The sequence below is a fragment of the Cardiobacterium hominis genome, assembly GCF_900637305.1.
Classification (GTDB): Bacteria; Pseudomonadota; Gammaproteobacteria; order Cardiobacteriales; family Cardiobacteriaceae; genus Cardiobacterium; species Cardiobacterium hominis.
This window is the reverse complement of the sequence record NZ_LR134365.1, coordinates 1,733,692-1,752,106: the sequence shown is the minus strand read 5'-3', so window position 1 is coordinate 1,752,106 and position 18,415 is coordinate 1,733,692. Positions and strand designations below refer to the sequence as shown.

Here is an 18,415-nt window from a genome sequence, read left to right as displayed (position 1 = left end):
GAACCAACCATGCACAAAACCCTCCTCCCCCTGCTCGCCGTCCTCGCCTGCCAAACCGCACTCGCGGCCAGCGACGGACAAAAACAGGCCGACGATTTCACCAAACTCTACAGCAGCACCTGCTTCGCCTACCTGCCCGAACTGGACAAGCTGACCGAAAAGCTGGCCGACTTCCCGCCCGTCCCGGCAGAAGACGCGCAGAACTTCCTGCGCGGCTACAACGGCAAGGCGTGGATCGTGCCGCACGAACCCGAGAATTACGTCATCGCCGTCATGCCGGAGCACGAACACTGCGCGCTCTACGCCTATCACGCTGACGCCGCGCGCGTCGAAAAACAGTACCTCGATTTCGTCAAAAAACCGCCGGAAGGCTTTACCGCCGAACCCTACGAAGACACGCACGACACCATCGACGGCATCAAAACCCACACCATTACCTACCAGTGGAAAGCATCCGACAGCGAAGACAAACCGACCTTCATGCTCACCACCTCTACCGACCCGCAAAGCAAAATCCAGGCGATGATCAGCGTCGCCATTCTCGCCAAAGATTGAGGCCTCTCATCCTGCGAAAACGGTGCGCTTGGGCGCACCGTTTTTCATGCGGGCTAACGCATTGGCATTGCCGCAAACGGGCTTTTAGAGAATGGTGTAGGGATCTTCTTGCGGCAGGTGTGGAACCGGGTTGTGTTGGTGGGTCGCGTCGTAGTGCGGGGCCGCTGTTTTTGCCGTCGCGCCGTGTTCGTGGTTTGCGCCGCCGTGGGCTCCCAGCAGCTCATGCAGTTTGTTTGCTTCCAGGCTGTCGTAGGGCGCGTGCGCGGGGGCTGCATGGTGTTCGTTGCCGTGGGTTTCCAGCAGCTCATGCAGTTTGTCTGTTTCCAGGCTGTCGTAGGGGGCGTGTTTGGCGGGTTGCGCCGCAGGCAACGGGTAATGCAGCGCGGTTTCGGCGTTAAGGTGGTAGCCGTCGTGGTCGTGCAGCAGTTGCGGGGTTTCGTGTTGATAGGGCGAGCCAGCGGTGACAAGCGCTTTGCCGTTTAGGGTGTTGTTGTGCGTCTCGACGCTGGCGTTGCCATATTTGAGCCAGCTCGCGTCAAAATGGTCTTCTGTCTGGAAGGTGTTGTCGTGCAGGTTCAGATGCGGTTTGGCGCTGCTGCTGGAGCCGTTGATGCGGACAACCGGGCGGTCATGCACGTTGCCATGCAGTTCGAAGGTGTTATGCCCGACGTCGTAGGTTTTGGCGTTGCCGTGCATGGCAATGGCTTCGGTGGCGCCCTCGCTGGCTTCGCGGAGGGTGAGCGCATTGTGGTTAATTTTGACGCTACCGCGCAGGGTGCTGATTTGGCCTTTTTCTTCGAGGTAGATCGGTGCGGTGTCGCGTCCGCTGCGGGCGAGTTCCATAGTGTTGTTTTCGATGGTGATGTCGCCGCTTCCTGCGCCAACGCTGCCGTTTTTGTGCTGTGTCTGGTTCAGGATGCCGATGAGATATTTGCTCGATTCGCCGCTGATGTGGTTGCCGCGGATGTTGAGCGCGTAGTTCATCGTCGGCTCGTGGTTGCGGAATTCGATGCCGTAGGTCTGGACGCCGTTCTGGTAGATTTCGAGGCCGCTGATGGTGTTGTCGCTGATGTCGAATTTGCCCGGCCCTTTGCTTTGCAGGTCTTGGATTAGGGGCTGGGTGTTGGTCTGTATTTGTATGCCGCTGTAGAGGTGGTAGTTGGGTGTGCCTCCTGCTATTTCATCGCCGTCGTCGGTGGCAAGCCGGAATTTGGGGTCTGCGGTGATGTGGTTGTTACGGATGGTGACGTCATCCATGGTGAACTGGCGGTTATAGACGCCAATGCCGTACAGGCGGTCGCCGTTTAGGGTGTTGTTTTCGATGGTGATGTGGTTGCCGTCGTGGATGTCCAGCCCTTTGCGGTAGTTGTGGTCGGTGGTGTTGCGGCTGTAGGTGATGCCAAAGCCGTAGCTGCCCGCCATACTGGCGATGCCGTAGCCGGTGCCGCCGTCGGCTTCGTGGCCGTTCCAGGCGAGATGGTTGCTGTCAGCGGTGAAGTTTTTCTGGAAGGCGACGAGCGCGCCTGCCACGCGGTTATGGTGCAGGTTGCTGTAGATGAGCTGGTTGTTGTCGCCGGTGGGAGCGTCCGCTTCGCTGATTTGGTGGGTTTTCAGTTTGTCGCGCGCGCCGCTGCTTTCTGCCAGGGTTGAGGTGAAGTAAACGCCGGCACGGTTCATGCCTGATATTTCTACGGTGTCGATTTTGGTGTGGTCGGCGTCATTGACGATGATGCCGTTAATCAGGCCGAAGTAGCTTTTGGTTTTTTGGTAGAAGTCCTCCGCGGTTTTGTGCTGGTATTCGAGGCTGAGGTCGGCCACGCTTTTGCCGTTGACGCCGTCTATCAGGATTGCCGCATAGGGGTTGACGTTGGTACGGTTGTTCCAGGGGTTGAAGCGGTCGTCTTTCGCCCGCGGGTAGAAGCGCTCGCCTTCGGTTTGCTGCCAGTCAAAGGTGAGGTGGGTCTCGCCCGCACCCGCGCCGAAGATGGCGCGCACGTTTTCGTAGCCTTCCTGGATGAGTTTGCCGCTTTTGTCGTGTACGTCGGCGCCGATGCGGATTTGTTCGTGCAGTTTGAGGGTTCCCGCGCCGAGGTAGAGCGCCGCGCCTTCGTCGTCCGCCGCTTTGAGCGCCGCTTTGAGCGCGGCGGTGTTGTCGGCGTTTGCCGGGTTGACGCCGAAGTCGCGCGCGTCGATGTATTTGCCAAACTCCTCATGCGCGTAGAGTTTGTGGCCGTGTGCGCTTTGTGTCGCCGGGTTGTCGGCTACATTTTGCGCAACAGCGGCGGTGTTGGTGGTTTCTGCATGGCCGCCGTTGTCGGTGTAGTTTGCCTGCACGCTGATGTGCTTGCCGATGTCATCGGGGCGGATGCGGTACACCTCGTGTGTGGCGCCGTCGATGGCTTTGCCGTCGGCATACCATTGGTAATGGATGCCGGTTTTCGGCACGCCGTCGGCATCGGTGATGGCGGTGGTCAGCACCGCGCCGACTTTTGCCGCGCCGCTGACGGTTATCGCGCCCGCGTGCGGGTCGGCGGCGGCGATGTCGCTTGCCGGGCTGGTCGGGGTTTCGTGGTGCGCCGCTTGGTCGTCGTAGGTCGCCTGTACGCTGATTTTGTGGCCAGCGTCGGCGGCGGTGAGCTGGTAGGTTTTTGCGGTCGCGCCGTCGATGGGCTGGCCGTCGCGCTGCCATTGGTATTGGACTTGCGCCGGGTCAACGCCGTCGCCGTCGGCGACTTGCGCGGTCAGTATGCCGCCGATTTTGGCTTCACCGGTGATGTTGACGCTGCCCGGCTGGTTGGGCGCGTCTTCGCTGACGGCGGCGGTCGGCTGGCTGGCGACGCTTTCGGCGTGCGCCTGGCCGTCGGTGTATTCGGCTTTGACGGTGATGCTCTTGCCTTTGTCCGCCGCGCGGATTTGGTAGGTCGCGCCCTGCCCGATTTCTGTGCCGTCGGCAAACCAGCGGTAGGTGATGGCGCCGATGCCGTCGGCGTCTTGCAGGTCGTTCGAGGCGGTGAGGGTTTGGCCGACTTTTGCCGTGCCGCTGATGATGACGCTGCCGGTCGGCGCGTGGTTGTTCGCGGGCGGCGGGGTGATGGCGCTGCTGTCCAGGGTTTCTTTGACGCCGCGGCCGTCTTGGTATTCGGCGTGCAGGGTGATGGTTTTGCCTGCGTCGGCGGCTTGCAGGGGGTAGGTTTTGCCGGTGGCGCCGTCGATGGCTTTGCCGTCGCGCTGCCATTGGTACTGTACTTTTGCCGGGTCAACGCCGTCGTAGTCGCTGATTTCCGCGGCGAGGTTCGCGCCTATTTTCGCTTCGCCGCTGACGCGCAGGGTGCCGAGGTCGTTGATGAGTTCCGGGCGCTCGTTCTGGTAGATGTCCTGATAGCCGTGGACGCGGTCCAGGTAGCGCTTGGTGCTGGCAAACGGCGGCACCTGGTTGCCGTGTTTTTCTACGGTTTGCGGGCCGTCGTAGTAGGCGGCGAGCGCGAGGTTGACGTCGTGGAAGCGGTCGAGCTGTGTTTTGAAGTAACGCACGCCGCCATCGACGTTCTCCGCGGCGTTGTGCGGGTTGACGCCGAGCATTTGGGCGGTGGCGGGCGCGAGCTGCATCAGGCCGACGGCGCCGTTGGTCGGGGCGACGTGTTCCTGCCGGTAGGCGCTTTCTACGCTGATGATGGCGTGGATGAGCGCCTTGTCGATGTCGTATTTGTGCGCGACGCTGTTGATGAGGTCTTTGTACTGCGCCTGACGGGCGAGGAAGTCCGGGCTGATGCTGGTATTGATGTCGCCGGGGGCGATGTCGCCCTTGACGCTTTCCGCGTGTCCGGCGAGGTCGGTGTAGCGCGCGCTGACGCTGATAACTTTGTATTTCTCGGCATCGGTGAGGATGTAGCTGCTGCCGGTCGCGCCACGGATGGCGGCGCCATCGGCAAACCATTGATATTCCACCTTGTCCGGCACGCCATCCGGGTCGGTAACCGCGGCTGTTAGCGTCTGCCCGACTTTCGCCGTGCCAGCAATGGCGACTTTGCCCGCGCCGTTTGCGCCCGGCGCGGTGGTATCAGCGACTTTGTCGGTGGCTGCGCTCAACGGCTGCTCTGCCGTGCCGCGCGCGTCGGTATAAAGCGCCTGTACGGTGATGCTCTTGTCTTTCTCGGCATTGGTCAGCTTGAAGGTCGCGGCCGCGGCACCGGCAATTTCCTGCCCATCGGCGAACCATTTATACGCCACATCGTTCGGCACGCCGTCGGCATCGCTGACGGTCGCGAGCAGCGTCTCGCCGACCTTCGCCACGCCGCTGATTTCCACCGTGCCGAGTCGATTCGGCTGCGGTTGCGGCTGTGGCGTCGGGTAGTTCGGGTCGTCCTGAACGCTCAGGGTGAAGGTTTTTTGCGTGGAGAGTCCGCCCGCGTCGGTCGCGGTGACGGTAAGGTTGACGGTTTTTTCGCTCGCGTAATCGAGATGCTGCCCCGCTTTCAGCTTCAACGTGCCGTCGCTTGCCACTTCAAAACGGCTGTCGCTGACGGTATACGTGTGGCGGTCGCCCGTGTCGGGGTCGGTCGTCGTCAGTTTGCCCACAGTCGCACCATCTTTACCCTCGGCGATGTTGCTTGCGGAAAGGGCGATGTCCGTCGGCGCATGGTTTTGCGGCGGCTGCGGTTGCGGCGTGGGGTAATTTGGGTCGTCCTGTACGCTCAAGGTAAAGGTTTTTTGCGTGGAGAGTCCGCCCGCGTCGGTGGCGGTGACGGTGAGTGCGACGGTTTTTTCCGTCGCATAGTCAAGATGCTGCCCCGCTTTCAGCTTCAGCGTGCCGTCGCTCGCTACTTCAAAGCGGCTGTCGTTGACGGTATACGTGTGGCGGTCGCCCGCGTCGGGGTCGGTGGTGGTCAGTTTGCCCACGGTCGCGCCGTCTTTGCCCTCGGCGATTTGGCTTTCAGAAAGGGCAATGTCCGTCGGCGCGTGATTCTGCGGCGGTTGCGGCTGCGGCGTTAGGTAATTCGGGTCGTCCTGCACTTGCAGGGTGAACGTTTTTTGCGTGGAGAGCCCACCCGCGTCGGTCGCGGTGACGGTAAGGTTGATGGTTTTTTCCGCCGCGTAGTCGAGATGCTGCCCTGCTTTCAGCTTCAACGTGCCATCGGCGGCGACTTCAAAGCGGTCGTCGCTGACTTTATAAGTGTGCGTGTCGCCCGCATCGGGGTCGGTGGTGGTCAGTTTGCCCACGCTCGCGCCGTCTTTGCCCTCGGCAATATCACTTGCGGAAAGCGCAATATCGGTCGGCGCGTGGTTTTGCGGCGGCTGCGGCGTATTGTCTTCGCTTACTGGCGCGGTTTTCGCACTTTCCACTATTTCCGCGTGCCCTTTGCCATCGGTGTATTCGGCTTTGACGGTGAGGGTTTTGCCTTTGTCAGCGGCACGGATTTGGTAAGTGGCGCCCTGCCCTATTTCTTGGTTATCCGCAAACCAGCGATAGGTAATGGTGCCAAGGCCGTCTTCGTCTTGGAGATCGTTCGCGGCAGTGAGCGTCTGCCCGACTTTCGCCACACCTGTAATGGTAACTTTGCCCGTCGGCGGATGATTCGGTTGCGGGTTTGGCTGCGGTTGCGGGTTTGGCTGCGGTTGCGGGTTTGGCTGCGGTTGCGGGTTTGGCTGCGGTTGCGGGTTTGGCTGTGGTTGCGGATTTGGCTGTGGTTGCGGATTTGGCTGTGGTTGCGGATTTGGCTGTGGTTGCGGATTTGGCTGTGGTTGCGGATTTGGCTGCGGCTGCGGATTCGGCTGTGGTTGCGGGTTCGGCTGCGGTTGCGGATTTGGCTGCGGTTGCGGATTTGGCTGCGGTTGCGGATTCGGCTGTGGTTGTGGATTCGGCTGCGGTTGCGGATTCGGCTGCGGTTGCGAGTTTGGCTGTGGCTGCGGGTTATTACCGCTATCACCCTTGTAACCGTGGTCGCGGGCGAAGGCGATGCTACCGGCGACCAGACCGACCGCGCCCAACACGCCGAGCGGGGCAAGCGCTGGCTGATCAGCGCCCAGCGGCTGCTCGGTAATGATTTCGCTGGCGAGCGTATGCTCCGGCGCGCTGGCAACCGGATAACTGGCAAGCCCGCCGTTTTCTTGCATGCCGACCAGCGCGCCCTGTCCCTGGCTGTAGTAATTTTCGATGACAAGCTCGGGTTGCTTGTCGCCATCAAGGTGGACGAGCAAGTCATCGCCCGCGCGCGCAGTCGAGAGGCCTTCCGGGCCAAGCCCCGTAGTCAGATCAGTGAACTGATAGTAGGCACCACTAACCGCATCAATGTGTTGCGCACCGCCCGCGCTTTCGAGATGGTATTGGGCGATGGTGTTGCCAGCGGTGTCATGGATTTCAAGGGCGATGGAGCGGTTCATGGGGCTTCCCGGTTAGGTTTTTACTGTTGGCTACTAGCAATTTCCTTGCCATGATAAAAGGGTAATGTTTTTGTAATAGGTTAGCTTTTTGCCCCGCCGCCGCGCATAAAAAATCCTGCCAACGCAGGATTCTTAGGGCGTGCTGACAATTCACTTAACAAGCCCCTCTCCCTCTGGGACAAGCATTGGCGAATTTACAATTCAAGTGCAACAGCCACAAAAAAGACATCCATAAGCGATACTGCAAAAAACATCAAAACATTGCAGGAGACCGAAAATGGATGCCTACAGTCATATTACGCCCATTGAGCGGGGTTGCATAATGACCTTGTTCAACCAAGGTCATTGCCCCGCCGCTATTGCCACCATGTTGAAGCGTCACAGATGCACCATCTTGCGCGAACTGAAGCGCAATAGCGATGGCGAAAGCTACGACGCCAACAAGGCGCAGGAGAAATACGACAGCAGGCGTAAGCTCTGCCGCCGCAAGCGTAAACTTGATGACCCGGAACTTTTTGCCCTGGTCAAGGAGAGGTTTCTGAAACTGCACTGGTCGCCGGAGCAGATTCAGTACCGCTTGCGCCACGAAGGCCGTCCGCACGCCATCAGCTACGCGACTATCTACCGCGGTATCTACGCCAAGCGTTTCAATGACCCCGACTGGGTGATAAGCGGCAAGCAAAGGCTGCGCCACCGTGGCAAGAAGCGGCGGCGCAAGGGCGAGCCGACACGTGATAACTTCCCGGTTGAGCATGCGCTGTCGGCGCGTCCGCCAGAGGCACAGGCGCGGGAGCGCATGGGCGACTGGGAAGCTGATACCGTTGCAGGCGTGGTGGGTGGTGCGGTGTTGCTGACGTTGGTTGACCGCAAAAGCCGCTATCTGCGGTGCGTCCGGCTGGAGAAGAAGACGGCGGACGGCGTGAATGCGGCGATGATTGAAGCCTTGCGCGAGCAGACGGTACACAGCATCACGCCGGACCGGGGCAAGGAATTTGCGCGGCATGCGGTGGTGGCGGAGGCGTTGGGGATAAAAATATACATTCCGCCGCCGTACCAGCCGTGGCAACGCGGCACGAACGAGAACACCAACGGCCTGTTGCGTGAATATTTTCCGAAGCATCAGGATATTGCGCAATATCCAGATGATTACCTTGAAAAGGCGGTGCTGGCATTGAATAACCGCCCGCGCAAATGTTTGCAGTGGAGGACACCTTATGAAGTACATTTTGACAAGGCGTTGCACTTGGTTTGACAATTCGCCCCGCCCTGCCCTGCTGCATTCCTGCCGCTTATTCTTTTCATTAAAGTCACCTCTGCAACTTCCAATTTAACGCACTGCAGATTATTTCTTATTTTACATACTACATCTGAAATGCCGTTATCCAAAAACATATTCCGGCTATAAGTGAAAACGGAGTCATAACATATTTTTCTTTCCTGCTTTTTGAAAGCATGTTCATAATAGTATTCAAAGATAGGTAAGCGGCAAAGAAGAAACAAATATATTTAGTAACCTTAAAAGATAACCACAAGGGAATAAAACCTCCAGCTTGCAGAATAATTATCATTGCAAAAAATTGGATAGCCACCGAAATAGCTGTCATAACTCTAAATTTCTTAGGTAAGATTTTATGTTGCCCACCCATTGTAAATTCGCCCAAAGGCAAACCGCAAGCAACAAGAACTGTCATAATTGCTATAACTCCAAATAATACTGCACCTAATATTGAAAACATAAATCAATATTCCCCCTTCGCGAAACACAAAAAATTTCAGTTGCAAATTCTAATTTACCATTCTCTATTTTCCGCAAAAGCCTCCCACCAAAATGATGAAAGGCTTTCTAAACTTTTTACCTAAATTCAACAACTATCTTTGGAACCTACTCTTTCAGCTTTTGAGCATCAAAATAGTATCTCTCAAGCGTTTTTTGTTCCCACGAATCGCTAATACTCACTATTTTCAACGGCTTTATAACGGTAACAACTTTGCTTCCGTCATTCCCACTCAATTGTCGCCGGCGGTTTGCCGCTCACGTCATACACGACGCGGTTGATGCCGCGCACCTCGTTGATGATGCGGTTGGAAACGCGCCCGAGCAGGCTGTAGGGCAGCTCCGCCCAATGCGCGGTCATGAAGTCGCTGGTAATCACCGCGCGCAGCGCGACCACATAATCATAAGTACGGCCGTCGCCCATCACCCCCACCGATTTCACCGGCAGGAAGACGGCGAACGCCTGACTGGTGCGGTCATACCACGACACGCCGTTTTCATCGCGCGTCTGCCGCAGCTCCTCGATGAAAATCGCATCGGCGCGGCGCAGCAGGTCGGCATAATCGCGCCGCACCTCGCCGAGGATGCGCACGCCGAGGCCGGGGCCGGGGAACGGGTGACGATAAACCATGTCATGCGGCAGACCGAGGGCAACGCCCAGCTCGCGTACCTCGTCCTTAAAAAGATCACGCAGCGGCTCCAGCAACTTGAGATTGAGCGTTTCCGGCAGACCGCCGACATTGTGGTGACTCTTGATGGCATGCGCCTTTTTCGTCTTCGCGCCGGCAGATTCGATGACATCCGGATAAATCGTCCCCTGCGCCAGCCAGCGCGCATTCGCCCGCTTGCCCGCCTCGCGCTGGAAGACCTCGACGAACTCGGCGCCGATAATCTTGCGCTTCTGCTCCGGATCGGTAACGCCCGCCAGCTTCGCCATAAAATCGGCGCTGGCATCCACATGAATGACATTCACGCCGAGATTTCGCGCGAACATCTGCATAACGCTCTTCGCCTCATTGAGGCGCAGCAGGCCGTGATCGACAAACACGCAGGTGAGCTGATCGCCAATGGCGCGGTGAATGAGCGCGGCGGCAACCGACGAATCCACGCCGCCGGAAAGACCCAGAATCACCTCATCATTGCCGACCTGCGCGCGAATCTTCTCGACCGCTTCCTCAATATAATTCGGCATCGTCCAGCTGGGGCGCGCACCGCAAATATCCAGGACAAAGCGGTTAATCAGCGCCCTGCCCTGCTTGGTATGCGTAACCTCCGGATGAAACTGAATGCCATAAAAATGCTTGGCCGTATTTTCCATCATCGCAATCGGACAAGAAGGCGTCTCGCCAATAATGCGGAAACCCTCCGGCAATTGCGAAACCTTGTCGCCATGACTCATCCACACATCCAACGTATGCGGTGCCTCATCCTGAATGCCGCGGGTAAAATCGCTGTCTATCGTTTTCACCTGCGCATAGCCAAACTCGCGCTGGTCCCCAGGCGAAACCGCGCCGCCCAAATGATGCGCCATGAATTGCATGCCATAACAAATACCCAGCACCGGCACACCCAAAGCAAAAATACCCGTATCGGCCTGATAGTCCGAATCATAAACCGAATTGGGCCCGCCGGAAAGAATAATGCCCTTTGGCTTGAAAGCGCGAATCTCGACAAGCGGCATATCATAAGGATGCAATTCACAATACACATGCGCCTCGCGCACGCGGCGGGCAATAAGTTGCGTCACTTGCGAGCCAAAATCGAGAATCAAAATTTTATCGGCATCAGGCGGGGGCGTCATGGAGAATCCTTGGTTTGAATTTCTTGCGGGTAAGCTGGAAACTGTCATCCAGCAAATCCAAAATAACCGCATCGGGCAAAGCAGCAAGATGCAAACTGAGCCAATGCGACTTGTTCATATGATAAGCGGGCAACACGCCATCCATACCGCGCAATATTACCAGATTTTCCGGCAGCGCCTTCACATTCAACACCCACACCGCCTCCGTCTGCGCCAGACCTAGCCTGACGCCGGGCGGGTTCAACAACACCGCGAACCACTTGCGGTTCTCCGCATGACGAAACACCGCATAATCCGGCGCATCGCGCCACAAATACTCTGGCACAACGCCATAGCGGCGCTCAATTTCAGTAAGTAGCATTTGCGGAATCATTTTTTCTATCACGATAAAAACGGCGGACAATCATTCTGCGCAAAATCCAGTAAAGCATGACGGCAAAAGGAATGGCGATAAATGCCGATATTGGTTTTATCATCAGAGTACCTCGTCGCCACCATAACGGCGTAATCGTTGGCGGATGGGTGCTGTCATCCAGACGATAAGAAAACTCCAGCGGATCGCTCGGACTGTCAAAAAATTCACTGACATAAAACCTATCGCCATTGCGTTCAACATAAATACGGCGAATACCTTCATGATCTTCAAAATACAGCGACTCGCGGCAAAGCGGCTTGTCTTGCCACTGCTCCGGCGATGCCAAACGTGCCAATATTGGACGCCCATCATCTAAAACACAAACTGCAAACAGCTCATCGGGGATATCCTGCTTTTTCGCCAGACAAAGAAAAAAAACCCAGCTCGCCAATGCCCAACAGGCAAGACCGAGCGGAATGCGCAGCCAGAAAGGCAGCAGCGGTTTTTGCTTTAACTTACTCATGCGTTCTCCAGATTTCTTGCCACGATGGCAGATTATATTCCGCCCGCCATTCCCGAAAGCGGCAAGCGACAATCAGCCCGCCAATAATTCCCGCGCTAACGCTGCTGCAACCAATCGCCCAAGGCGACCCGGCAGAAAAAAACGATAACGCTAATGCTGCGAGCAGGGCAAAAAAGATACCGTAGCCACAAAGATTACTGATAAAACCCGCCAACAGCGGTGGCGATAACAATATGCCACGCTGCCAGAAAAAACGATGCAATGGCGTTGCCTGACACCAGGCGGGTAGCTTGAGCGATTGCAACAGTGCCAAGGTGCGGTTAATCGCAGGCGGATAGGCGCTGTTTTGCGCCTTTACTTTGGCGGGTCGGTAAATAATCGGCTTTTGCGGCTTAGACATCAGGGTTATCCGTTTTTATAGGGAGATTTTGTACTTCCTGCCATGAAAACAGTTTCAATTCTTTCTGGGTTCTTCTGATGCCAAATGCACCACCCAACCCAGTAGCAATGCCCAAAGTAGCCCAGCGGAGCAAGAAATCAGCGGGGAAACTCCATGTATTGCGTTCTATCAGCAAAAATATGGCTAAAGCCGTAACAAAACCACATATCAGCCCAAAAATGAGCATGTTAGTGAAAAATCCTGATAATAATGGCGGTGGAATCTCTATGCCTTTTTTCCAGAGCCATCTGTAAAACCAGGGATGTTTTCGGTAGCCTTTAGGAATATCCTTTGTTTGCAGATAGGCTAACGCTTTCTCAATCGAAGCGGGATAAGACATGATGCACTCCTTTCGTCCTTACTGAATGATAAGGTGCGCCTTGACGCACCATGCGGAAGATAGCAGATTGTTTTGAAAATTCGGTACGCCAAAGCACACCTTATAAAAGTTAGGCGGTTACGCTGACGCTAACTGCTCCTACGGGTTTTCTTCGCTATTGTCGGGCAGGTTTTGGATTTCTTGCCATGAGCGCAAGCCCAGATTGCGACGCCGATGCTGTATAGAGCGCGCCATCATGGTGCCATGAATGACAAAATTAAGCATTAAGTACGCTGTCCATTCTAAAGCGGTTAATTTATTGTGCCAGTACAACCCATAAATAAACAGCAAAGGAACAGAGAGTAATATTATTGTGCCGATGATGCCAAAATAGATGAAATTAACAGGAAAACTTGCCAATATAGCAGGAGGAAAGGAGATGCCTAGTTTCCAGAAAACTCTATGCACAAACCACATTTTTTCATTCTTCAAATAATTTGGAATGTCTGCTGCTTTCAGATACGCCAGCGCTTTTTCAATGGAAGGTGGATATGACATGGCGAATTCCTTTTGCTTTAGTGAATTATAGGGTGCGGAAGATAGCAGATTGTTTTGAAAATCCGGTGCGCCAAGGCGCACCCTATAAAAAATAGGACGGTTATGCCGACGCTAACCGCCGGTTCTTCGCTCGGCGAGAAGGATAAATTTACAGACACTTGAGCTCTACGTGTATGTAAATGGCAAACGGTACTGGAAAACGAATGCCCGCCCATGACAGGGCGGGCATCGCGGTTTAACGCCGGTAGTTCGGTGGTTCTTTGGTGATGGTGACGTCGTGGACGTGCGATTCTTGCATGCCGGCGTTGCTGATGCGGACGAAGCGCGGTTTTTCCCGCATTTCCGCGAGGTTGCGGCAGCCGGTGTAGCCCATGCTGGAGCGCAGGCCGCCCATCAGTTGTTCGATGACGGCGGAAACCGCGCCTTTGTACGGCACGCGGCCTTCGATGCCTTCCGGCACGAATTTTTCCGCTTTTTGTCCGCCCTGGAAGTAGCGGTCGGCGGAGCCCGCGCTCATCGCGCCGAGCGAGCCCATGCCGCGGTAGGCTTTGTAGGAGCGGCCTTCGTAGAGTTCGACTTCGCCCGGCGATTCTTCGGTACCGGCGAGCAGGCCGCCGACCATGACGGCATGCGCACCGGCGGCGATGGCTTTGGCGATGTCGCCGGAGTAGCGCAGGCCGCCGTCGGCGATGACGGTAACGGGGCGGCCTTTCATCGCCTGGGCGACGTTGCTGACCGCCGAGATTTGCGGCACGCCGACACCGGCGACGATGCGGGTGGTGCAGATGGAGCCGGGGCCGATGCCGACTTTGACCACGTCTGCACCCGCATCAGCCAGAGCAATGGCGGCGTCGGCGGTGGCGATATTGCCGCCGACGATGACGAGGTCGGGATGCTGGCGGCGCAGGTCGCGCACGCGGTCAAGCACGCCTTTGGAGTGACCGTGCGCGGTATCGACGACGATAATGTCCACGCCGGCGGCGGTCAGGAGTTCGATGCGGCGTTCGCTGTCACCTCCGGGGCCGATGGCCGCGCCGACGCGCAGGCTTTCGTTCTGGTCTTTGCAGGCGAGCGGATAGTCGCGCGCGCTGCGCAAGTCTTTGACGGTGACGAGCCCTTTCAGGGTGAAGCCGTCATCAACCAGCAGCACTTTTTCGATGCGGTGTTTGTGCAGTAATCCTTTGATTTCTTCGGTGCTGGCGTTTTCTTGGGCGGTAACGAGGCGCGCTTGCGGCGTCATGACTTCGCGCACGAGGACGTCGTCTTCCATGTAGCGCAGGTCGCGGCGGGTAACGATGCCAACGACTTTGCCGTTTTCCAGCACGGGCAGGCCGGAGAATTTGTGCTCCTGGGTGATGGCGCGCACTTCGCCGACGGTGGTGTTTGGCGTGGTGGTGAGCGGGTCGCGGATGACGCCAGACTCAAAGCGTTTGACTTTGCGCACTTCTGCCGCCTGTTGTTCGGGCGTCATGTTTTTGTGGATGATGGCGATGCCGCCCAGTTGGGCGAGCGCAATAGCAAGCCGCGCTTCGGAGACGGTGTCCATCGCCGCAGCAAAGAGGGGGATGTTGAGCCGGATGTCGCGCGCGAGTTGCACGGATAAATCCACGTCGCGCGGCAGGATGTCGGAATAGTCGGGGACGAGCAGGACGTCGTCAAACGTCAGTGCTTCTTCGATGATACGCATGGGTGTGAGCCTCCTGATTTTCAATGGCGGCGTATTTTAGCAGAATGCGGCACGGCGCTTGGGGTTGTTCGGTGCGCAATTCGGAGGCCGCCTGCGCCCATTGGCGGTTAAAGAAAAAACCGGCAATCGCTCGCCGGTTTTTTTGTGGTCGGTAATAGGGGTTCTATAGATGGCGGTTCAGCCGCTTTTCGATGCGGCGGAAGATGCCGACGATGCACAGGGTGATGGCAAGGTAGATGACGGCCGCGGTGAGAAACGGCGCGAAGGGTTCGTAAGTGCGGGTATAGAGGGTGTTGGCAACGCCGGTGATGTCAAGCAGGGTCGCGGTGCTGGCGATTGCCGAGCCGTGCAGCATGAAGATGATTTCGTTGCCGTAGGCGGGCAGCGCGCGGCGTGCCGCACCGGGCAGGATGATGCGCCACTGGATTTGGCGGCGGTTCATGCCGAGGGCTTTTGCCGCCTCAATCTCGCCTTTGGGCGTGGTTTCGATGGCGCCGCGCACGATTTCCGCGGTGTAGGCGGCGGTGTTCAGGATGAAGGAGAGCATGACCCACGGCCACGCCTGGCGCAACAGCGGCCACAGGGCGAGTTCGCGCACGCCGGGGATGCGGCCGATGACGAGGCCGATGCCGTAGTAGAAGATGTAGAGTTGTACCAGCATCGGCGTGCCGCGGAAGATGTAGCTGAATGCCATCACGGGCAGTTTCCACCAGATGGCGCAACGCGAGGAGAGCAGCATGCCGCAGGGTATGGCGATGGTGAGGCCGATGAGGAGCGAGAGCGCGACCAGCCACAGGGTCTGCCAGAGACCGCTGAGCCAGAGCGGCAGGTTGTCGGTGAGGATTTGTGTCCAGTGCATTCAGGTGCCTTCGATTTGGTATCCGGCGGAGTAACGGCGGCGCAGCCACCAGAGGATGGCGATGGAGAAGGTGGTGAGGATAAGGAACCACGCAGCCATCGCGCCGTAGAACCAGAAGCCGGCAAACAGGTCTTTTTTTTGTGCGCTGCGCGCGGCGGCGTTGGCGATGCGCACGATGTCCTGCAGGCCGATGATGGAGACCAGCGCGGTGTTTTTCATCAGTACCAGCCAGTTGTTGCCAAGTGATGGCAAGGCGTAGCGCAGCATTTGCGGCCAGGAGATGCGCCAGAAGATGCTTTTGCGCGAGAGGCCGTAGGCGCGCGCCGCTTCGATTTGGCCTTTGGGGATGGCAAGGAAGCCGCCGCGGAAGGATTCGGCCATGTAGGCGCCCATGACGAAGCCGATGACGAAGATGCCGGTGCCGAGCGGGTTCATGTCGAGATGCGGCCAGCCGAGTTTTTCTGCCAGCGCGTTTAACAGGTATTGGCCGCCGTAGTAGATGAGGAAGAGCTGGATGAGGTCGGGCACGCCGCGCACCAGAGTGGTGTAGGTGTACGCCGGGACGCGCAGCCACGGGTTTTTGCTCATTTTGCCCAGGCAGGCGAGCAAGCCGAAGGCAAGCGAGACGAGCAGGCCGAAAATGGAAAGCTCAAGGGTGACCCATGCACCCTTGAGCAGTACTTCCCGGTATTCCAGCAGGGTGGAAAAGCCGTTCATGTTTTATTTCGCCGTGCCGCCGGAGATGTCGTACTTGAAGTATTTGTCGTTTACTTTTTTGTACGCGCCGTTTTCTTTGATGGCTTTGAGCGCGGCGTTCAGTTCTTCGCGCAGGGCGTTGTCGTCTTTGCGCACGCCGATGGAGATGCCCGCACCAAAGTATTCGGGGTCATTAGTCTCTCCCGCGATTTCAAAGCCTTTGCCTTCGTCGCGTTGCAGGAAGCCATCTTCCATCACGATTTTGTCGGCAAAGAGCAAATCAACCCGCCCGGCAAGCGCATCCTGGTTGGCTTCTTCTTGCGAGGTGTAGCGCTGGATGTTGGCATCGGGGAATTTGGCGGTGACGTAGTTGTCGAAAATGGAGGCGCGCAAGACGCCGACGACTTTGCCCTTGACGCCTTCCGGTGTCGGCTCGATTTTGCTGCCTTCGGCACGCACGAACAGGCCGGGGTTGCTGTAGTACGGGTCGGTGAAGGCGATGCTTTCGCGGCGCTCCGGCGTGTCGTTCATGGAGGCGAGGATGACGTCTATTTTTTTGGTTTGTAATGCCGGAATCAGGCCTTCCCAGTCGATGGGCTCGAAGCGGCACTCGCGCTTCATTTGTTCGCACAGTGCCTTGCCGATATCGATGTCAAAGCCGGTCATCTGGCCATCGCTCCCCATTTCGGAGAACGGCGGATAGGTGCCGTCGGTGGAAAATATCAGCGGTTTATCGGCTGCAAGGGCGTTGCCGGCAAAGCCGGCACACAGGGCTATGGCAAGTAGTTTTTTCATGTTGTTCAACCTCTCTGTTTATTGGGTCGTGCCACCGGAGATGTCGTACTTGAAGTATTTGTCGTTTACTTTTTTGTACGCGCCGTTTTCTTTGATGGCTTTGAGCGCGGCGTTCAAGTCTTCGCGCAGGGCGTTGTCCTCTTTGCGCACGCCGATGGCGATGCCCGCGCCGAAGTATTCGGGATCGTCGGTCTCGCCCACGGCTTCAAAGTTCTTGCCTTCGTCGTGTTGCAGGAAGCCGTCCATCACGATTTTGTCGGCGAAAAGCAAATCAACGCGCCCGGCGACGGCTGCGGCGTTGGCGTCTTCCTGCGAGGTAAAGCGCTGGATGTCGGCGTCGGGGAATTTGGCGGTCACGTAGTTATCAAAGATGGAGGCGCGCAAGACGCCAACGACTTTGCCCTTGACGCCTTCTGCCGTCGGCTCAACCTTGCTGCCCGCCGCGCGGACAAACAGGCCGGGGTTGCTGTAGTACGGGTCGGTGAAGGCGATGCTTTCGCGGCGCTCCGGCGTGTCGTTCATGGAAGCGAGGATGACGTCCACCTTGTTCGTCTTCAGCGCCGGAATCAGGCCTTCCCAGTCCAGCTGCTCGAAGCGGCATTCGCGCTTCATCTGTTCGCACAGCGCCTTGCCGATGTCGATGTCAAAGCCGGTCATCTGGCCGTCGCTCGCCATTTCGGAAAACGGCGGATAGGTGCCGTCGGTGGAAATCACCAGCGGCTTGCCGTCGGCAAACGCATGGGCGGCGAGTGCCGCCCCGAACATCATGACGAATAATTTCTTCATCACTATCACCCCTTACCCTTTCAGGCTGTTGGACAAAAACTGGCGAACCCGCTCTGAATCGCTGTGGTAAAACAGCTTTTCCGGTCGCCCTTCTTCTTCGATCTGCCCCTGATGCAGGAACATCACATGCGAAGAGACCTCGCGGGCAAACCCCAACTCGTGTGTAACCACGACCATCGTTCGCCCCTCGGCCGCTAGCTCCTGCATCAGCCGCAGCACATCGCCGACCAGTTCCGGGTCAAGCGCCGAAGTCGGTTCATCGAACAGCAGGGCGTCGGGTTCCATCGCCAGCGCGCGGGCAATCGCCACCCGCTGCTGCTGGCCGCCCGAAAGCTGGTTCGGATAGTAATCGCGCCGCTCATACAGCCCAACCTTGTGCAACAGCGCCGCCGCGCGTTCCATCGCCTCGGCTTTGGGCACTTTCAGCACCTGGGTCGGCGCTTCAATCAGATTCTGCATGACCGACATGTGTTGCCACAAATTGAAATTCTGGAAGACCATCGACAGTTTCGAGCGCACCCGCTGAATCTGGCGCAAACTGCCCGCCTCACGGCGTCCGTGGCGCCTTTCCTTGATTTGCACCACTTCACCGGCAACGTGCACCTCGCCGCGATCCGGCATTTCGAGAAAATTGAGGCAACGCAAAAAGGTACTCTTGCCCGAGCCGGACGAGCCGAGAATCGAGACCACGTCGCCCTTGTGCGCCGTCAGGGAAATTCCTTTCAACACCTCAATCTCGCCAAAGGATTTATGAATATCTACCGCTTGCAGCGCAGGAACAGCATCCACCGGGACAACTCCAAAAGAAGAAAGCGCGTAATTCTACACCACCGTCGTGGCGGCGAGCCGATAAAATAGCGCGTTCCACATTATCGTCCGCTCACCTCTCC

At 57.4% G+C, this 18,415-nt stretch carries 16 protein-coding genes; 2 read left to right on the top strand and 14 right to left on the bottom strand.

Annotation, left to right across the window (positions count from 1 at the left end):
* The first annotated feature begins 9 nt into the window (after positions 1–9).
* Entirely contained in the window at positions 10–555 is a 546-nt protein-coding gene (locus EL199_RS08540; RefSeq protein ID WP_004142299.1) for an NMCC_0638 family (lipo)protein, read from the top strand.
* Positions 556–639: 84 nt separating this feature from the next.
* Here EL199_RS08540 and EL199_RS08535 read toward each other — a convergent pair whose 3' ends face one another.
* Positions 640–6,933 carry a transglycosylase SLT domain-containing protein gene (locus EL199_RS08535; RefSeq protein ID WP_126316057.1) on the bottom strand — a complete coding sequence of 2,098 codons (6,294 nt, stop codon included), beginning with the start codon at positions 6,931–6,933 and terminating at the stop codon, positions 640–642.
* A 277-nt stretch (positions 6,934–7,210) separates the two neighbouring features.
* Between EL199_RS08535 and EL199_RS08530 the strand changes: the two genes are divergently transcribed.
* Positions 7,211–8,185, top strand: coding sequence for an IS30 family transposase (locus tag EL199_RS08530; protein ID WP_126316056.1), 975 nt, complete (start codon positions 7,211–7,213; stop codon positions 8,183–8,185).
* Between the two features lie 109 nt (positions 8,186–8,294).
* On the opposite strand, the gene EL199_RS08525 is transcribed toward EL199_RS08530, so the two are convergent.
* The 13 genes from EL199_RS08525 to EL199_RS08465 all read right to left on the bottom strand — a co-directional run bounded on the left by EL199_RS08525 (position 8,295) and on the right by EL199_RS08465 (position 18,314).
* Positions 8,295–8,669: a hypothetical protein gene (locus tag EL199_RS08525; RefSeq protein WP_040355626.1), complete on the bottom strand. Its 375-nt coding sequence runs from the start codon at positions 8,667–8,669 to the stop codon at positions 8,295–8,297.
* Positions 8,670–8,930: 261 nt separating this feature from the next.
* Complete coding sequence (guaA, locus tag EL199_RS08520) at positions 8,931–10,508, bottom strand: glutamine-hydrolyzing GMP synthase (RefSeq protein WP_004142302.1); 1,578 nt, start codon at positions 10,506–10,508, stop codon at positions 8,931–8,933.
* Positions 10,492–10,869 (bottom strand): MmcQ/YjbR family DNA-binding protein, encoded by a 378-nt coding sequence (locus EL199_RS08515; protein ID WP_197719325.1) that lies wholly within the window; start codon positions 10,867–10,869, stop codon positions 10,492–10,494. Before EL199_RS08515 ends, guaA begins: the two co-directional genes overlap by 17 nt.
* Complete coding sequence (locus tag EL199_RS08510) at positions 10,856–11,386, bottom strand: hypothetical protein (protein ID WP_004142304.1); 531 nt, start codon at positions 11,384–11,386, stop codon at positions 10,856–10,858. Before EL199_RS08510 ends, EL199_RS08515 begins: the two co-directional genes overlap by 14 nt.
* The gene (locus EL199_RS08505) at positions 11,379–11,786 is read right to left on the bottom strand and encodes a DUF6404 family protein (RefSeq protein WP_004142305.1); all 408 of its coding nucleotides are present in this window, start codon (positions 11,784–11,786) and stop codon (positions 11,379–11,381) included. Before EL199_RS08505 ends, EL199_RS08510 begins: the two co-directional genes overlap by 8 nt.
* On the bottom strand, positions 11,779–12,165 hold the full coding sequence (locus EL199_RS08500) for a DUF6404 family protein (protein ID WP_004142306.1): 387 nt from the start codon (positions 12,163–12,165) through the stop codon (positions 11,779–11,781). Before EL199_RS08500 ends, EL199_RS08505 begins: the two co-directional genes overlap by 8 nt.
* 138 nt (positions 12,166–12,303) lie before the next feature.
* A complete protein-coding gene (locus EL199_RS08495; RefSeq protein WP_004142308.1) occupies positions 12,304–12,702 on the bottom strand; it encodes a DUF6404 family protein in 399 nt (132 codons plus the stop codon).
* 235 nt (positions 12,703–12,937) lie between these two features.
* Positions 12,938–14,389, bottom strand: coding sequence for an IMP dehydrogenase (gene guaB, locus EL199_RS08490; RefSeq protein WP_004142309.1), 1,452 nt, complete (start codon positions 14,387–14,389; stop codon positions 12,938–12,940).
* A 163-nt stretch (positions 14,390–14,552) separates the two neighbouring features.
* The gene (locus EL199_RS08485) at positions 14,553–15,248 is read right to left on the bottom strand and encodes an ABC transporter permease (RefSeq protein WP_004142310.1); all 696 of its coding nucleotides are present in this window, start codon (positions 15,246–15,248) and stop codon (positions 14,553–14,555) included.
* Positions 15,249–15,965 (bottom strand): ABC transporter permease, encoded by a 717-nt coding sequence (locus EL199_RS08480; protein ID WP_004142313.1) that lies wholly within the window; start codon positions 15,963–15,965, stop codon positions 15,249–15,251.
* Positions 15,966–15,968: 3 nt separating this feature from the next.
* Positions 15,969–16,739: a transporter substrate-binding domain-containing protein gene (locus EL199_RS08475; RefSeq protein ID WP_004142314.1), complete on the bottom strand. Its 771-nt coding sequence runs from the start codon at positions 16,737–16,739 to the stop codon at positions 15,969–15,971.
* An 18-nt stretch (positions 16,740–16,757) separates the two neighbouring features.
* Positions 16,758–17,525: a transporter substrate-binding domain-containing protein gene (locus EL199_RS08470; RefSeq protein ID WP_004142316.1), complete on the bottom strand. Its 768-nt coding sequence runs from the start codon at positions 17,523–17,525 to the stop codon at positions 16,758–16,760.
* Positions 17,526–17,537: 12 nt separating this feature from the next.
* Positions 17,538–18,314, bottom strand: a complete 777-nt coding sequence (locus EL199_RS08465; protein ID WP_004142317.1) for an ABC transporter ATP-binding protein — start codon at positions 18,312–18,314, stop codon at positions 17,538–17,540.
* Between the last annotated feature and the right edge of the window lie 101 nt (positions 18,315–18,415).

Bases quoted from the DNA above. Each gene is read 5' to 3' on its own strand.
- EL199_RS08540 (WP_004142299.1), top strand. From the start codon at position 10: ATGCACAAAACCCTCCTCCCCCTGCTCGCCGTCCTCGCCTGCCAAACC.
- EL199_RS08535 (WP_126316057.1), bottom strand. From the start codon at position 6,933: ATGAACCGCTCCATCGCCCTTGAAATCCATGACACCGCTGGCAACACC.
- EL199_RS08530 (WP_126316056.1), top strand. From the start codon at position 7,211: ATGGATGCCTACAGTCATATTACGCCCATTGAGCGGGGTTGCATAATG.
- EL199_RS08525 (WP_040355626.1), bottom strand. From the start codon at position 8,669: ATGTTTTCAATATTAGGTGCAGTATTATTTGGAGTTATAGCAATTATG.
- guaA (WP_004142302.1), bottom strand. From the start codon at position 10,508: ATGACGCCCCCGCCTGATGCCGATAAAATTTTGATTCTCGATTTTGGC.
- EL199_RS08515 (WP_197719325.1), bottom strand. From the start codon at position 10,869: ATGCTACTTACTGAAATTGAGCGCCGCTATGGCGTTGTGCCAGAGTAT.
- EL199_RS08510 (WP_004142304.1), bottom strand. From the start codon at position 11,386: ATGAGTAAGTTAAAGCAAAAACCGCTGCTGCCTTTCTGGCTGCGCATT.
- EL199_RS08505 (WP_004142305.1), bottom strand. From the start codon at position 11,786: ATGTCTAAGCCGCAAAAGCCGATTATTTACCGACCCGCCAAAGTAAAG.
- EL199_RS08500 (WP_004142306.1), bottom strand. From the start codon at position 12,165: ATGTCTTATCCCGCTTCGATTGAGAAAGCGTTAGCCTATCTGCAAACA.
- EL199_RS08495 (WP_004142308.1), bottom strand. From the start codon at position 12,702: ATGTCATATCCACCTTCCATTGAAAAAGCGCTGGCGTATCTGAAAGCA.
- guaB (WP_004142309.1), bottom strand. From the start codon at position 14,389: ATGCGTATCATCGAAGAAGCACTGACGTTTGACGACGTCCTGCTCGTC.
- EL199_RS08485 (WP_004142310.1), bottom strand. From the start codon at position 15,248: ATGCACTGGACACAAATCCTCACCGACAACCTGCCGCTCTGGCTCAGC.
- EL199_RS08480 (WP_004142313.1), bottom strand. From the start codon at position 15,965: ATGAACGGCTTTTCCACCCTGCTGGAATACCGGGAAGTACTGCTCAAG.
- EL199_RS08475 (WP_004142314.1), bottom strand. From the start codon at position 16,739: ATGAAAAAACTACTTGCCATAGCCCTGTGTGCCGGCTTTGCCGGCAAC.
- EL199_RS08470 (WP_004142316.1), bottom strand. From the start codon at position 17,525: ATGAAGAAATTATTCGTCATGATGTTCGGGGCGGCACTCGCCGCCCAT.